Genomic DNA, 15,673 nt, shown 5'->3' on the forward strand with positions numbered 1-15,673 from the left:
CGCGAACGGGGCACGGGCGGTGGCGACGGCGACACCCGCGGACGGGGCACGGCGGCGGTGGCGATACCCGGGAGTCGGGGAACCGAGGAGCCGAGGAGCCGGGTAGCCGAGGACTCGGGTAGCCGAGGGCCCGGGCCCGTGGCGTCCGGGCGCGCCATGTGCCCTGGCGCGCCCGATGGTTCACCCCGGAGACGAGCGCTCGCAGGCCCCCGGCCGAACCCCACCCGCCGAAGGCCTCAGTGGGCGAACCCCTGCCCGAAGTAAGCCCCGTTCTCCGGCGCTTCGAGCGAACTCGGACCGAACGAGGCGATGTTGGTGGTCGTCAGACCGGCCTTGGAGCCGCGGAACACCCAGGCCGCGCCCGAGTCGACGTACGCACCGTCCTCCTGCGGGGCGCCCGCGATCAGGTCGGCCCGGTTGTTGGCGTTGACGTCCGCGAGCAGCACCCCGACGCCGAAGTTGTCGTTCGCCTCGGAGGCGCCCGGGACACCGGACGTGGACTGGTCGAAGGCCTGCGCGCCGGTGCCGGTGAGACCGGCGGCCCCGCCCTTCAGCAGCACCACCGAGCCCGCGTCACGCACGGAGCCGATGTCCTCGCCGGGCACGCCGACCGCGATGTCGGGGTAGCCGTCGCCGGTCACGTCACCCGCGGCCAGCGAGTAGCCGAACTGGTCGCCGTAGCCCACGGTGTTGTCGCCCGCCTCGTCCACACCCGGGACGCCGGCCGTGTCCTGGGTGATCTTCGCGGTGCGGGTGGAGGGGCCGGACGAGGAGCCGTAGACGACCCGGACCGCGCCCGCGTCGTACTGCATCGTCTCCGACACCTGGCTGACCTGACGGGCTATGAAGTCGCCGTAGCCGTCCTTGTTCACGTCGGCGACGACTCCGCCGACCGTGTAGTAGCCGGTGCTCTTGGGGGTCTTGGCGAGGCCCGTCGACGTGCCCTTGTAGTAGGCGGACTGGTACTGCATCTCCTCGAAGCCGTGGGTGATGACGACGTCGTCCTTGCCGTCCCCGTTCATGTCGCCCACGGCGAAGTCCGAGGCGTCGTCCTCGTCCTCGTAGGTGAGGGTGTCGGTGGAGACGGGGACCCCGGCGCGGGTGAGGGGGCCGAAGCGGACCTGAAGGCCCCCGTCGTGGTTGGCGAGGAGGTCGGCGTGCCCGTCGCCGTTGATGTCGCCGACGCCCACCTGGTAGGCGCCCGGGAGCTTGGTGGGGTCGCCGAGGCCGTCCGCGGAGCCCCACAGCACCACCGGGTCGTTCCAGTCGCCGACGACGAGGTCGGTACGGCCGTCGCCGTCGAGGTCGCCGGCCGCCGTCCTGGTCCCGAACAGACCCCACTCGTGCACGTCACCGGGCACCCCCTCGGTGGCGCGGGAGATCAGCTGCGGGTGCGCGGTGTCGACGCCCGCGGCGGAGCCGTACACCACCGAGATGTATCCCGCCGACAGGACGTCCGACACGGTGCCGCGCGGCGCGCTGATGGCGAGGTCGGCGTAGCCGTCGCCGTTGAAGTCGACCACCGGGGTCTTCGGGGCGGCCGCCGCGGGGCCCGCGGAGAGGGTCACCGGGGCGGACAGCAGGGCGGCGAGCGCCACGCACCGCGCGACGGTGCGACGGCTCTTGGGGTGAGGCACGAGGGCTCCAGAAGTTGGGTGCGGGTAGGTCGGTCGTTCACGTTGACCCGCGGGCGGGGGAAACGGTTGTGGCGTCCGGGGCGGCGAGAACAGGGGGTCAAGGCCGGAGAAGCCGGGGATCGGTGTCCAAAAGCGACCAGTCGGGCCACATTTCGCATTCCGAGACGGGCCCTGAACCGACCGTTCCCGTTCGATTACAGTGCTGAGCGATGCGGACCGGAGGAGGGCGTGGTGGGTGCGACAGCCGGTGCCGTCTGGGGCCGCAGCGAGCAGCAGGACTTCCGCAGCAGAGTGCGCGGCACCCTGCTGGGAGCGGCCGTCGGTGACGCCCTGGGCGCACCGCTCGACGGGCTCACCCTGGAGGAGATCCGGGAGACGCACGGCGCGAGCGGCCTCACCGACCTCACCTTCGGGCACGGCAGACGCGGCGCCGTCACCCACCTCACCCAGCTGACGCTGTTCACGCTCGACGGACTGATACGCGCCCAGGTGCGCCGCGACACCGGCGCCTGGCACCCGCCCACCGATCTGCACCGCGCCTATCGCCGCTGGGCCGCCACGCAGAGCGACTGGGGGCCCGACGAACGCCGCAAGGACGACGGCTGGCTGGCCCGCGAGGAGTGGCTGTACGCCCGGCGCGATCCGGCGCGCGCCTGTCTGACCGGCCTCGGCGACGAGACCATGGGCACCCTGGACGCGCCCAAGAACCCCGGTGAGCTGGGCGCCGAGGCCGCCGCGCGCTCGGCACCCTTCGGGCTGCTGGTCGGCTGGGAGCCGCAACTCGTGATGCAGCTCGCCGTGGAGTGCGCCGCGCAGACGCACGGGCACCCGCTCGCCTACCTGTCGGCGGGGGCGTACGCCGTCGTCGTGCACGCGCTGGCGCGCGGCGAGAGCCTCGACGCGGCCGTGCAGCGGGCCCTGGCGCTGCTGGCCGCGCGCCCGGGGCAGCAGCCCGTCACGGACGCCCTCCAGCACGCCCTGGGGGCCGTACGGCAGGGGATGCCGACCCCGTACCGGGTCGAGGAACTGGCCGGCGAGGGTACGGCGGAGGGGGTGCTGGCGGTCGCCGTGTACTGCGCGCTGGTCGGGGAGGACATCCGCCAGGGACTCGGCCTCGCGGTGAACCACGGAGGGCCCTCGGGAGCCGCGGGGGCTCTCACCGGGGGTCTGCTCGGCGCCCTGCACGGCGAGACGGCCCTCCCGCCGGCCTGGCTGGCCGAACTGGAGGGCCGTCCTTCGATGCTGGTCCTCGCGGACGACTTCGCGATGGAGATGACCCAGGGGCCCGCACTGCACGGGCCCGCCGGGTCGTCACCGGGATGGCTCGCCCGGTATCCGCGGGCCTGACCTGGGCCGGCTCCGCGCACACCCGGGCGGGGTCAGTCCTTGACGGGGGTCCCCACCACCCCGTCCGCCGGCTCTGCCGGGGCCGGGATCGCGACGGACGCCGCACCCGGACCGTCGTCGTCGGTGTTGATCTTCTCGATGATGGCGTCGCGCTCCGGGGTGGCCTCGGGCTTCAGGAAGCCGATGAGGATGTAGAGGACGAGGGAGACCGCCATGGGCAGTGCGACCTGGTACTCCAGCTTCACGTCGGTGCGCTGCGAGAAGTCCAGGTTGTAGTTGATGAAGAAGAAGGCCAGGAGACCCAGGGCCCAGCTGGTGAGGGCGGCGGTCGGTCCGGATTTACGGAACGGCCGCAGCAGACCCAGGATGAACGGGATCGCGATCGGGCCCATCAGACCGGCCACCCACTTGATGACGACCGTGATGATGTCCTTGAACGTCGGTGAGTTGACCTGGGTGGCCACGCCCATGGACAGGGCGAGGAAGCCGACGGTCGTGATCCGGCCGGCGATCAGCCCGGCCCGGTTGTCCCAGGCCCGCGCGGCCTTCGAGAGCACCGGCATGATGTCCCGCGTGAAGACGGCCGAGATGGCGTTGGCGTCCGAGGAGCACATGGCCATCGTGTGCGAGAAGAAGCCGACGACCACCAGGCCCAGCAGACCGTGCGGCAGCAGCTGCTCGGTCATCAGCCCGTACGCGTCGGACCCGTCCGGCTTCTTGGCCGTCACCAGCAGCGGCGCCAGCCACATCGGGATGAAGAGGATGACCGGCCACACGAACCACAGCGAGGCCGACAGCATCGCCGACCGCTGGGCCTGCTTGGCACTGCCCGTCGCCATGTAGCGCTGGGCCTGGTTCCACATGCCGCCGTTGTACTCGAAGAGCTTGATGAACAGATACGCGATGAAGAACACCGTCATGTACGGGCCGGCGAAGCCGTCCGCGTGACCGTGCAGCTTCGGCGAGTCCAGGGCCTTGGACAGACCGCCCTGGTCGGAGATCTTGTTCAGCGCGATGATCAGCATCGAGACGCCGGCCAGCAGCTGGATGACGAACTGGCCGAGTTCGGTCAGCGCGTCGGCCCACAGACCGCCGATCGTGCAGTACACGGCCGTGATGCCGCCGGTGATGAGGATGCCCTGGGTGAGCGTGACGCCCGTGAAGACACTGAGCAGTGTGGCGATGGCGGCCCACTTGGCGCCGACGTCGACGATCTTCAGCAGGATGCCGGACCAGGCGAGCGCCTGCTGGGTGGGGAGGTTGTAGCGGTCCTTCAGATATTCCAGCGGCGAGGCGACGTGCAGCCGCGAGCGCAGCCGGTTGAGCCGTGGCGCGAAGGCCTTGGCGCCGATCGCGATGCCGATGGCGATGGGAAGTGCCCAGGTGACGTACGAGGTGATGCCGTAGGTGTACGCGATACCGGCGTAGCCGGTGAACATCACCGCGCTGTAGCCCGACATGTGGTGCGAGATGCCGGACAGCCACCAGGGCATCTTGCCGCCCGCGGTGAAGAAGTCGCTGACATCGTCCACACGCTTGTGGGACCAGATGCCGATCGCGGTCATCACACCGAAGTACGCGACCAGGACGGCCCAGTCGAGACCGTTCATGTGCCCCCTCCAGGGGTCCGCCTTGTGAACCTGCAGATACCGGACGGCACTTCGTCAGTACACGCATGGGCGGCGCCCCCGTGCGGGAGCGGGGACTTCGGGGATTGAACCGCTGTTTCGGCCAACCGGTCAAGGCCCCAAGCGGTCACGGATGTGAACCGGGATCAGAAAGCCGAACGATTTTACTTGCTCTTGACCCGTACGGCGGTTGTCGTGCTCGTGACGCGGAACACACGATGAGCGGGCACTTCGTCAGACAGACACCGACAGGACGACGGGCGTACGGGATGCGGGTCCCGTACGACTGAGAGAAGGGGGCGGCCGCTGCCTTGCCTACCGCATGAGTTCGCCGGCGTTCACGAGCAGGGACTGCCCGGTGATCGCCCGGGCCCGGTCGGACGCCAGGAACACCGCGGCGTCCGCCACATCCCCGTCCGTGGCCAGCTCCGGCAGCGCCATCCGCTCGGTGAGCCGCCCCAGCACCTCTTCCTCCGGTACGCCCTCGGTGTGCGCGGTGAACTGCACATACGCCTCGACGGGCGGGCCCCACATCCAGCCCGGCAGCACCGTGTTCACTCGTATCCGGTGCGGGCCGAGCTCGCGGGCCATCGAGTACATCGCACTCGTCAGCGCCCCCTTCGAGGCCGCGTACGCCGCCTGCCGGACCTGCGAGGGGGCGGCCACCGACGACTGCGTCCCGATGATGACGACCGAGCCGCCGTCCGCCTTCAGGGCCGGCAGGCAGGCCCGGGTCATCCGCAGGGTGCCGAGCAGGTTCACGTCGATGACCGACTGCCAGGTGGCGAAATCGGCGTCCTCCAGGCCGCCGAAGTAGCTGTCCCAGGCGGCGACGTGCACCACCGCGTCGATCCGCCCGAACCGCTCCCGCGCCAGCGCCGCGAGCGCCTCGCACTGCCCCTCGTCGGTGATGTCCGTCGGCCGGTACGCCGTGCGGGCGCCGTCCGGATCGAGTTCGGCGGCGGACTTCGCGAGGTTCGCCTCCGTGCGCGCCCCGAGCACCGCGTTGCCGCCGTCGCGCACGACGGCCGCCGCGACCTGATGGCCGAGCCCGGCGCCGACTCCCGAGACGACGACGGTCTTCCCTGCGAGCAGCGACATGACAGGCCTTCCTGGGTCTGGCGCAATATCTGACGGAGCGTCAGAGTATGGGCGTCCGGCGGAAGAGGGAAGGGGATCGTCATGTCCGAGGAGACACGCAGCGAGGTGTACGCGGAACTGGCCGCCGTCGGCCCGTACGGCGTCCGCCCGGGCCACGCCCTGATCACCATGGTCGAGCCGCACCCCGGCCACGAGTACGCGTACAACCGCTGGTACGAAGATGATCACTACTTCGCGGGCGCGATGGCGATGCCGTGGATGTACGCGGGCCGCCGCTGGGTCGCCACCCGCGACCTCCAGCTCCTGCGCCACCCGGAGAAGTCGGCGGTCGCCCAGCCCGTCACGGCCGGGTGCTACCTCTCCACGTACTGGGTCACCGAGGGCCGCTACGACGACCACATGAAGTGGACCGTCGGCATCAACAAGCGGCTGAACCGCGACGGCCGGGTCTACCAGGACCGCACCCACGTCTTCACCGCGTTCCAGGACCACGAGGCGACCGTGTACCGGGACGGGGCCGCCGGGCCCCGCGACTTCCATGCCCTCGACCATCCGTACGCGGGCCTGGTGCTGGAGGTCATCGACGCCGGATCCGCCGAGCAGCGCGCCGAGTTGCTGGAATGGCTGCGCTCCCGGCACCTCCCGAAACGGCTGGCCGGTTCACCCGCGGCCCTCGTCACGATCTTCCGCCCGACCCCCCTGCCCGGGGACCGCATGACCTATGTGAAGCAGGTCGAGGGAGTGGACACCCGGCTGACCCTGCTGTGGTTCCTGGAGGCGGATCCGCGGGAGTGCTGGGAGGAGTACTTCACCGGCCTCGACGAGGCGATACGGGAAACGGGCCTGGGCAAGGTCGAGCTGGTGGCCCCCTTCATCCCCACGATCCCGGGCACGGACCGCTATGTGGACCGCCTGCGCTGACGACGGGAGAGCTGACCAACGGTGACCTACGCGAGTGAGCCGAAGGGGCGCGCCGGTGTCGAGGGACCGAGCGCGCGGAGGCCCCGACGAAGGAGGGGCTGAGCACGGTCGGTCCCTCGACACCGGCTTTGTCGCCCCGGAGGCGAACCGAGCTCAAAAAACACAGCCCCGGAGGCGAACCGAGCTCAAAAAACACAGCCCCCTCGGCTAGGACGGCGGGCCAGACGAGAGGGCTCTGTCGGTGGTGCGTATGCAGTTGGTTGGTGCGGTTGTTGGGCGTGGAGGCATCAGGCGAGGTCGAAGGACCCCCGGCTCACTTCGGCCACGAAGGCGTTCCACGAGTTCGCGGGGAACGCCAGCGTGGGTCCTTCGGGGACTTTGGAGTCCCGCACGGCCATCGCCGCGAGAACCGGGGACTTGACCTCGACACATGCGCCGTTGCCAGTGGAATACGAGGATTTGGTCCAGGTGTCCGTGGCGCCTTGATGGATAGCCATTTTTACTCCGGTAGCCAGTCGTTGAGTTGCTGTCACCGCACTACGGGGTCCTTCCGGAACCCGCTGTTCGGATTGCGCCAACGTTGTTGCTCGGTGGCGTGATCGACGCTACTCGCCAACATCGGCGGACGAAGCGACTATTCACTCGACTGGATGGCATATTCCAGTGGGGTCTTCCGCCGCGGCCCGGCGAAGGTGTAGTGTCCGCACCTTCTCGCCGGGGGCGCCACCTCAGGGCGTGTCCGGACCGCTCGGCGCGCGGCTCAGCGCGCGTATTCCTTCGCGATGTCGGCGATGAACTGACGCGACTGGTCGACGTTGAGGGCCTGGGCCCGCAGGTGCTCGTACATCACGCTGTACTTCTGGACGTCGTTCGCCTTCTCCAGGTAGAGGTCGCTGGTGACGCCCTCGATGTAGACGACGCTCGAGTCCGCCGCGTCCGGGAACTCCAGGATCGCGTACTGCCCGTTGAGTCCCGGATGTGCGCCCATGTCGAAGGGGATCACCTGCACGGTGACGTGCGGCAGCTGGGACTGTTCGACGAGGTGCTCCAACTGGTCGCGCATCAGCGAGCGGTTGCCGACGACCCGGCGCAGCGCGGACTCGTCGAGGACGGTCCACAGCCGGAGCGGGTTCTCGGGGGCGGAGATTCGTTCCTGCCTGCGCAGGCGCACCTGGACGCGCTTGTCGATGTCGCCGGACGCGGTCTCCGGCAGGGCGCCCGCGATCAGCGCCTCGGCGTACGGCCGGGTCTGGAGCAGGCCGGGGACGACCTGGGGGTCGTAGACCCGCAGGGACGCGGCGTCCGTCTCCAGTCCGATGTAGACGCTGTACGGGATGTCGCCGAAGGAATGCCACCAGCCCTGCTGGCGGGAGTCCTTGGCCATCTGCATCAGCGAGTCGACGATCCGGTGGTCCTCGACCTCGTAGACCCCGCAGAGGTCGCGGACGTCGCGCTGGCTGATGCTGCGCCGCCCGTTCTCCAGGCGGCTGATCTTCGACTGCGAGACCAGCAGCCGTTCGGCGACCTCTTCGGCCGTCATGCCCTTGAGTTCGCGGAGCCGGCGCAGTTCCTGGCCCAGTCGGCGCCGTCGGACGGTGGGATTGACATTGGACGCCACGGGACGTGCACCTCCGGCTGCGGGCCTCTACTTTGCGTATCTGCTGTTGAGCAGACTGCCACCAAGGTGCTTTCTACCGCTGGGAAACAGCGGATATGCGCTGCGTACACGCCAGTTCGGCGGCTTTGCCGGCAGTGGCGGCGGAGGGTGCCCGCAAGCGGCGCCGTGACGGGCCGTGGCAGGGGGACGGCAGGGGGACGGCAGGGGGACACATGCGGCCGCGCGGGGCGATGGGGTCAGGACGCCGGTCCCGGAGGACTGACGCCCGGCCTCATCGCCCCGCGCGGACCAGCGGCTCCCGGACCGGATCATGGGGACTGCGGTGCGGCGTTGGCGGTGCGGGTCGTACGGGGTGCCGTGGTACTGCGGCTCAGTGAGCCACGGCACGTGCCATGGAACCGTGGTGCGGTTGCATCGGAACACCCCTGGCCGGTTCCGGTGCGGTCCTGGCTCCGACGGTGGCCTGGCGGCCGACCTGTGGTGCCGGGCTGCGGCGCGGCTGTGCGGCCACGCCGTTCTGGACGTCCATGACCGCGTGCGCCACGAGGCCGCCCATGGGGTCGTGCCTGATCAGGTCCCGGAGCCTGGAGCGGGACGAGCGTCCCTCATTCCCCGGGTAGAGGTGCTTGCCGAGACCGACCGCGTGGGCCAGTGCGGCGAGCGCCGCGGTCCGCGGGTCCGGCGGGACGCCGGTGCGGATCGCGTTGTCCAGCCGGGACCTGATCTCCCGGCTGATTGCCGTGTCCGTCGCCTGATAGCGAGTTGTCGGCAGCACCCCGCACATCTGGCCGGCCACGGCATGCACCATGCCGCACCTCTCCAGATGCGCGAGATAGATCTGACGTAGCCCGAGTCGGGGTCCGCCGATCCAGTTCACTGCGCGTACGGGTGCTCCGCGTCGGCGAAGCAGTTCCAACGCGCAGTCCAGTGTTGGATCTCCAGTCGGCCGTGGTGCCACCACGGCGATACGATCCCCGTCTGGGGCTATCCGTCCGGCCAGCGCCAGCTCCACTAGCTGTGCTCCGGCCAGACCGAGGTCGAGCGACTGCGGCTGTGCGGTGGTACCCGTGGTCGGGTCCAACGCCAGCAGTAGAAGCTCTTCCGGAAGAGTTCTGCGGCTCCTGCCCATCCATGCCTCCCCGCGTGGATGAATGACAGGGTGACCCCTCTCACATTGGTCTGTCGAGGGTGCGTGACCACTTTGTAGTGGAACCGGTAGATATGTCGTTCTCGTCTACCGCAGGGGTCATGCCCGCACACAGGACACTGGTACATGGTTCGGACAGCGATGTCCGGGCGGCGGTTCGAGGGTTCACGGTTCGGTTGGGCGCCGCTGGGTGGCGCATGGAGGAGGCATCGGTGGCGGGCGAGTCCCCCGACAGGTCGAAGCAGCACGAGTCGTCGGCGTCGTCGGCAGAAGCGACGTCGGGGACCCCGGCCGCGGTTCCGGGTCCGACGCGGGGGGCCGGGCCGGCCTCGGCGTCGGGTCCGGCCGTGGGCGCGGCCGATCCGCGGATGGCGGTGGCCCGGGAGCGGGCCGCCACGGTACGGGTGGATCAGGCGACCGCGGTGTTCTCCACCCGGGCCCTGAAGGAGGCCGAGCGGACCGGGGACGCGCCCCAGGAGCCGGCCGGAACCGGGGACGCGCCTCAGGAGCCGGCGGAGTCCGTCGCTCCCGCGGCGGCCGAGGAGACACCGGCCGCGGCTGGCGCCTCGTCCCCGCCCGGTGAGGGCGGCTCCTCGGGTGACGCGCGCCTGCGGGCCGCGGTGGCCGCGTGGGTGGCGACCGCGGACGACCCGGACGCCCCCGAGGGCACGGGCTCGGCGGAGGGCTCCGAAGGTTCGGCCGAGGGCTCGGCTGAGGCCGACGGTCCCGCCGAGGACGCCGCTGAGGCCGACGGTCCCGCCGAGGCGGAAGGTTCCGCCGACGGCACCGATGGCACCGACGGCTCCGGTAGCGCTGGTGGCTCGGGCTCGGGCTCGGGCTCGGGCTCGGACGCCACCGACGGCTCCGGCGACCCCGTGGGGTCGGACAGCTCGGCCAAGGACGCCACCCAGGGTGCTGTGACCGGCGACGAGGCCGCGCCCAAGGCCGGTGACTCGACCGAGGGTTCCGCTGAGGACGTGGCCGGGCCCGAGGCCGATGCGCCTGCCAAGGGTTCTGCCGTCGGTACGGCGGCCGAGGCCGATGCGCCTGCCAAGGGTTCTGCCGTCGGTACGGCGGCCAAGCGTGTCGCGCCTGCCAAGGACTCCACCGGGGACGCGCCCGGGCCGGAGGCCGACGCTCCCGCCAAGGGTGCGACCGCCAAGGGATCGGCCGGCGATACGGCGGCCGAGGCCGATGCGCCTGCCAAGGGTTCCGCCGGCGATACGCCTGCCAACGCCGACGCCCCCGCCAGGGGTTCCGGAGGCGATGCCCCGGGCCCGGAGTCCGGGGAAGCTGCCAAGGGGCCCGACGAGGGCGCTGCCAAGCCCCCCGTCGACCAGCCGACCGCGGTCTTCAAGGCGGTGCGGACGCCCGCCGTGGACCAGCCCACGACGATGCTCAAGCTGGGCGGCGCCACCAAGGCGGCGGGCACACCCGCCCCGGCCGACGCCAAGCCCGGCCCGAAGCCGGACGCCCAGCCGAAGTCGGACGCCCAGTCGCCGGACGCCCGGTCGAAGTCAGACGCCCCGGCGCACCCGGGCACCCAGCCGAAGCCGGACGCCCAGTCGCAGGACGCCCAGCCGAAGTCGGACGCCCGGCCGAACTCGGACGACAAGCCGAAGTCGCCCCCGCGCCCCGCCCCCGAGTCCCCGGCCGAACGCACCAGCAAGTTCGTCGCGCTGAAGCCGCTGGACGAGCGCGGGGCGGCCAAGCCGGCGGCGGCCCAGGCGCCCGCTTCCGCTTCCGCCTCCGCGCCGGCCCCGGCGAAGCCGGCGGTCGCACCCGCCGAGTCGACCTCCTCCATCCCGCAGGTCGGGCCGGAGCGGACCACGCAGCAACCCCTGCCGCCGAGGCCGCCGCTGGATCTGCTGGCCGAGCTGACGAACACGCCGCCGCCCCCGGAGACCCCGGTGCGCACGATCGTGCGGCGGGTCAAGATCTGGACCCCGCTGGTCCTGCTTCTTGCCGTGGTCTTTGCAGTCGTACAGGCCGTACGACCGCTGCCGACCCCGAGTCTCGGGCTCACCGCCGACGAGACGTACACCTTCAAGGGCGGCAAGCTCGACCTGCCGTGGCCGGGGCAGGGCCAGTCGGCGATCGAGGTCGAGGGCGCCGGCAGCCTCGGTACCGACGGCAAGCAGACGGCGGCCCCCATCGCGAGCGTCGCCAAGATCATGACGGCGTACGTGATCCTCCAGGAGCACCCGCTGAAGGGGAACGAGGGCGGCCCGCAGATCACCGTCGACCAGCAGGCCGAGGACGAGTCGAAGCTGCCGGACGAGTCGACGGCCGCGATGACCAAGGGCCAGAAGTTCACGGAGCGTCAGATGCTCCAGATGCTGATGATCCCGTCCGGCAACAACGCGGCGCGGCTGCTGGCCCGCTGGGACTCCGACAACAAGACCTTCGTCGGCAAGATGAACGCCGCGGCGAAGAAGCTCGGCATGACGAAGTCGACGTACACGGATCCGAGCGGGCTGCAGAAGACGACGGTGAGCACGGCGAGCGACCAGATCAAGCTGGCCAAGAACGTCATGCAGGACGAGGTGTTCCGCAGCATCGTCGGGATGGCCAGCGCCAAGATCCCCGGTCTCGACAAGCCCATCTACAACAACAACGACCTGCTGGTGCAGCAGGTCGGCGTGATCGGCCTCAAGACCGGTTCGTCGACGCCCGCGGGCGGCAACCTGGTGTGGGCCGCCACCAAGACCGTCAACGGCAAGACGCAGACGATCTACGGCGCGGTCATGAGCCAGAACGCCGGCACGGGCAAGGTCTGGGACAGCCTCCACCTGGCCCTGACCAACAGCCAGAAGCTCATCGACAAGGTCCAGCAGAGCCTGACCTCCGCCACGGTGGTGAAGAAGGGCGACGTCGTCGGGTACGTGGACGACCAGCTCGGCGGGCGGACGCCGGTCGTCGCCACCAAGAACATGACGGCGGTCGGCTGGCCCGGACTGACGACGAAGCTGTCGATCGGGCAGCAGGGCAAGACGGCCGTTCCGCACTCGGGCGAGACCGGCAAGGTCGTCGGCGAACTGACCGTGGGCGACGGTTCGCACCACGCCGTGAAGATCCCGGTCGCGCTCCAGTCGGACCTGGCCGAGCCGGGCTTCGGCGCCAAGCTGACCCGGGTGGGCTGAGCCGGGAGGCCGAGGGATGGTCACCCGGGCGGACCGGCCCGGGTGTTCACCCGCGTGACCTGTCCGGCCGCACCGGCCGACATGGGTCGAGCAGTACCGGACATACGTACGAGCGCTGTACCGCGGTACGGCGAACGCACCGCACCTCGCCGACGGAGGCCCGCCCGGGCGCCCGTCGGCGGGGTGCGTGCTAGCGTCGCGAACGGGGCGGGTCGAGGGCCGAGGGTCCCGGCCGAGAACGGAAAATCGGGACACGGGGAGTGCCTTCAAGTGGCCACAGCGGAGCCGACACACGCCGACGACGCCCAGCCGGATCCAGGACCCGGCCCGCGAATACCGCTGCCCGCCGACCGTCCGGCCCCTTCCGGCGCCCCTGACTCCGATGACTCCGACGGCTCCTCCGGCGCCCTCGTGGCCCTGCTGCTCCGGCACCCCGTCGCGCTCGTCACCGTGCTCGCCGGGGTGCTGCACATCGTCTGGTTCTTCACATTCGCCAACAGTGGCGGGGACCTCGCGGCGCAGGACGCCTGGGCCGAGTTCGTGGGCCGGCACCCCGATTCGGCGTACAACCTCGCCTGGTACGGCGGGATGCACCCGGTGTCGTACAGCGTGGTGTCGCCGTATCTGATGTCCGTGCTCGGGGTGCGGACGACGATGATGATCGCGGGGACGATCTCGGCCGGGCTGCTGACGATGATCCTGATCCGCAGCCGTGCCGTGCGGCAGCCGCTGTGGCCCGCGCTCGCGGGCGTGTTCGCGCTGCTGTGCAACGCCGCGTCGGGCCGGGTGACCTTCGGTCTCGGCATGGCCTTCGCGCTCGGTGCCACCGCCGTGGTCTTCTGCTGGCCCTACCGCTGGCGCTACAAACGCTGGGCGAAGGCCCTGTGCGCCGCCCCTCTCGCCGCACTCGCGACCGCCGCCTCGCCCGTCGCCGGGCTCTTCGTCGGACTCGTCGCGGTCGCCCTGTTCCTGCAGAAGCGCCGGCCCGGCGCATGGGCACTGGGCATCGCCCCGACCGTCGTCGTCGCGGTCTCGGCCTGGCTGTTCCCGTTCTCCGGGACCCAGCCGATGGCCTTCGGTTCGGCCGTGCTGCCGCTGCTCTTCGCGGCCCTGGTCTTCGTGCTGGTCCCCCGGCAGTGGAAGACCGTACGGATCACCTCGGCGGTCTACGGGCTCTCCGTCCTCCTCGTCTGGCTGATCAGCTCCCAGATCGGCTCCAACATCACCCGGCTGGCCATGCTCTTCGCGGGCGTCGCCCTGCTGGCCGCGCTGCCGTTCGAGGTGCCGCGCTCGCGCAAGTGGTACGCGATCCTGCTGGCGTTCGTCGGATTCTGCGGCTGGATCGGGTTCAAGTCGGTCGACGACATCGTGCACACGACGCCCGCCGCGTCCTGGGCCCGCGAGCTGGCGCCCCTGGTCAACCAGCTCCAGCAGGTCGGCGCCGAGCGGGGCCGGGTCGAGGTGGTCCCGGCACGCTCGCACCGTGAGGCGTCCGCGCTCGCGCCGTACGTGAACCTCGCCCGCGGCTGGAACCGGCAGGCGGACATGGAGCGCAACCCCCTCTTCTACGACGACACCCTCAACTCGGCGAACTACCACGAGTGGCTCCAGCGCTGGGCCGTCCACTACGTGGTGGTGCCGAAGGACGAGCCGGACGGGGACGGCGGCGAGCGCGAACGGCAGCTCGTCCAGCGCGGGATGCCGTATCTGAAGCAGATCTGGGGGGACGCGAACTGGCAGCTGTTCGCGGTCACCGACCCGACGCCGCTGGCCGATCCGCCCGCCGTCGTCGACCGGGCCGAGCAGGGTGAGCTGACGATCGAGGTGAAGAAGGCGGGACGCGTCCTCATCCGCATCCCGTACTCGCCCTGGCTCGGACTCGTCGACGCCGACGGCAAGAGCGTCAAGGCTCCCCAGGAGACGGACGAGTCCAAGCACCGGAAGTCCGGCACGCCGAAGACCTTCGACAACCTCCACGGCTGCCTCATGGAGGCGGCGGAGGACACGTCGGGCGACAAGTGGACCGAGCTGCTGGCCCCGGAACCGGGGACGTACCGCCTGGCGGCCCCGTACCAGCTCCCACGGGGCACGGCGTGCCCGGAGGAACTCCGGTAAGTGCCTGTCAGCCCGGGCCGGGGGAGAGAGTTCTGGCCCGTCCGGCGTTTGAGGACGAGCGCGCAAGCGCGATACGGAGGCCCGGGGGCGGAGCCCCCGGATACGGGACGGGCCGGGGCGGAGGGGGCGAGAACACCGTACGGCCCCGCCCGCTCACTCCCTCACCGCACCGGAAACGCCACGTCACAGACGGGATCGTTCGGCCCCGCCGAGTCCCAGTCGGCGAAGTAGACCTCCCGGCAGGGACCGTCGTACCCGAGCCCCCGCTCGGCGACCCACGCCTCGACGGCCTCGAACGCGGCGACGATCTGCGGATGAGCCACCTGCGCCTTGGTGATCCGGGTGAACGCCAGCCGCCGCGCGGGCTCGACGCGCACCCGCGTTTCCCAGCCCCGTCCCTGCTCCGCGGCCCAGACCCGCGCCGCACCCTCGTCGGCGACGGGCACGCACGACTCGGCGGGCCCGTCACTCTCCTGGGAGACCTCGGCGTGGTAGACGACGAAGGGCGCCGCGGTCACCCCGCCGCAGACCTTCGCCCCCTTTTCGAGCCGCTCCAGCGAGGCACCGATCCACGCCGGCAACTCGTCGGCGAGGGTGTGCCGCGTCTGCGTCAGCACCACCCGCTCCGGTACCTCGGCCGTCTCGACGACGAACTTCCCGTACATCTCGGAGTTTCTTCCCGACAGACGTCCACGGAGGTACTCGGCGAGCGTCCGCTGCGAGGCGAACCGGGCCTCGGCATCCGCCCAGTACGCGCCGAGCAGGGCCGCGGCCGAGGTGTCGTCGGTCTCCACCAGCTCCGCGATGCGCGCGAGCGGCATGTCGAGGCGGCGCAGCAGCGCGACCAGACGGGCCCGTTCGGCCTGGTCGGCGCGGTAGTAGCGGTAGCCGCTGACCTCGTCGACGTAGGCCGGGGCCAGCAGCCCGAGCCGGTCGTACAGGCGCAGGGCCTTGGCCGAGAGCCGCGCGCGGGCGGCGAAGGCACCGATCGTGAGCAGTTCCTGGGACACGGGCCC

Annotated in this window: 11 protein-coding genes; 4 read left to right on the forward strand and 7 right to left on the reverse strand. The window is 70.9% G+C overall.

All coding sequences use genetic code 11. The features are described 5' to 3' along the window. Positions 1-236 precede the first annotated feature (236 nt). Positions 237-1,637, reverse strand: coding sequence for an FG-GAP-like repeat-containing protein (locus tag ACFVYF_RS10480; RefSeq protein ID WP_389453906.1), 1,401 nt, complete (start codon positions 1,635-1,637; stop codon positions 237-239). A 231-nt stretch (positions 1,638-1,868) separates the two neighbouring features. Here ACFVYF_RS10480 and ACFVYF_RS10485 point away from each other — a divergent pair, with 231 nt between their 5' ends. After that, positions 1,869-2,984, forward strand: coding sequence for an ADP-ribosylglycohydrolase family protein (locus ACFVYF_RS10485; RefSeq protein ID WP_389453909.1), 1,116 nt, complete (start codon positions 1,869-1,871; stop codon positions 2,982-2,984). A gap of 32 nt (positions 2,985-3,016) precedes the next feature. Here ACFVYF_RS10485 and ACFVYF_RS10490 read toward each other — a convergent pair whose 3' ends face one another. Together ACFVYF_RS10490 and ACFVYF_RS10495 are read right to left on the reverse strand one after the other, a co-directional pair. After that, the gene (locus ACFVYF_RS10490) at positions 3,017-4,594 is read right to left on the reverse strand and encodes a sodium:solute symporter family protein (RefSeq protein ID WP_389453912.1); all 1,578 of its coding nucleotides are present in this window, start codon (positions 4,592-4,594) and stop codon (positions 3,017-3,019) included. A gap of 333 nt (positions 4,595-4,927) precedes the next feature. After that, a complete protein-coding gene (locus ACFVYF_RS10495) occupies positions 4,928-5,713 on the reverse strand; it encodes an SDR family oxidoreductase (RefSeq protein WP_389453915.1) in 786 nt (261 codons plus the stop codon). An 81-nt stretch (positions 5,714-5,794) separates the two neighbouring features. Between ACFVYF_RS10495 and ACFVYF_RS10500 the strand changes: the two genes are divergently transcribed. Further along, the gene (locus ACFVYF_RS10500; protein ID WP_389453918.1) at positions 5,795-6,634 is read left to right on the forward strand and encodes a hypothetical protein; all 840 of its coding nucleotides are present in this window, start codon (positions 5,795-5,797) and stop codon (positions 6,632-6,634) included. A 287-nt stretch (positions 6,635-6,921) separates the two neighbouring features. Here ACFVYF_RS10500 and ACFVYF_RS10505 read toward each other — a convergent pair whose 3' ends face one another. The 3 genes from ACFVYF_RS10505 to ACFVYF_RS10515 all read right to left on the reverse strand — a co-directional run bounded on the left by ACFVYF_RS10505 (position 6,922) and on the right by ACFVYF_RS10515 (position 9,381). After that, positions 6,922-7,131: a DUF397 domain-containing protein gene (locus tag ACFVYF_RS10505; RefSeq protein WP_389453921.1), complete on the reverse strand. Its 210-nt coding sequence runs from the start codon at positions 7,129-7,131 to the stop codon at positions 6,922-6,924. Positions 7,132-7,394: 263 nt separating this feature from the next. Then, the gene (locus ACFVYF_RS10510) at positions 7,395-8,252 is read right to left on the reverse strand and encodes a helix-turn-helix domain-containing protein (RefSeq protein ID WP_389453924.1); all 858 of its coding nucleotides are present in this window, start codon (positions 8,250-8,252) and stop codon (positions 7,395-7,397) included. Between the two features lie 370 nt (positions 8,253-8,622). Next, positions 8,623-9,381, reverse strand: coding sequence for a GPP34 family phosphoprotein (locus ACFVYF_RS10515; RefSeq protein WP_389453927.1), 759 nt, complete (start codon positions 9,379-9,381; stop codon positions 8,623-8,625). A 365-nt stretch (positions 9,382-9,746) separates the two neighbouring features. Here ACFVYF_RS10515 and ACFVYF_RS10520 point away from each other — a divergent pair, with 365 nt between their 5' ends. Continuing rightward, positions 9,747-12,542, forward strand: coding sequence for a serine hydrolase (locus ACFVYF_RS10520; protein ID WP_389453930.1), 2,796 nt, complete (start codon positions 9,747-9,749; stop codon positions 12,540-12,542). 270 nt (positions 12,543-12,812) lie between these two features. Continuing rightward, positions 12,813-14,657, forward strand: a complete 1,845-nt coding sequence (locus tag ACFVYF_RS10525; protein ID WP_389453933.1) for an MFS transporter — start codon at positions 12,813-12,815, stop codon at positions 14,655-14,657. Between the two features lie 161 nt (positions 14,658-14,818). Here ACFVYF_RS10525 and ACFVYF_RS10530 read toward each other — a convergent pair whose 3' ends face one another. Next, positions 14,819-15,667, reverse strand: a complete 849-nt coding sequence (locus tag ACFVYF_RS10530) for a MerR family transcriptional regulator (protein ID WP_389453936.1) — start codon at positions 15,665-15,667, stop codon at positions 14,819-14,821. Positions 15,668-15,673: the final 6 nt, after the last annotated feature.

The organism is Streptomyces sp. NPDC058274 (genome assembly GCF_042881375.1).
Lineage (GTDB): Bacteria > Actinomycetota > Actinomycetes > Streptomycetales > Streptomycetaceae > Streptomyces.

Bases quoted from the DNA above. Each gene is read 5' to 3' on its own strand.
- ACFVYF_RS10490 (WP_389453912.1), bottom strand. From the start codon at position 4,594: ATGAACGGTCTCGACTGGGCCGTCCTGGTCGCGTACTTCGGTGTGATG.
- ACFVYF_RS10495 (WP_389453915.1), bottom strand. From the start codon at position 5,713: ATGTCGCTGCTCGCAGGGAAGACCGTCGTCGTCTCGGGAGTCGGCGCC.
- ACFVYF_RS10500 (WP_389453918.1), top strand. From the start codon at position 5,795: ATGTCCGAGGAGACACGCAGCGAGGTGTACGCGGAACTGGCCGCCGTC.
- ACFVYF_RS10505 (WP_389453921.1), bottom strand. From the start codon at position 7,131: ATGGCTATCCATCAAGGCGCCACGGACACCTGGACCAAATCCTCGTAT.
- ACFVYF_RS10515 (WP_389453927.1), bottom strand. From the start codon at position 9,381: ATGGGCAGGAGCCGCAGAACTCTTCCGGAAGAGCTTCTACTGCTGGCG.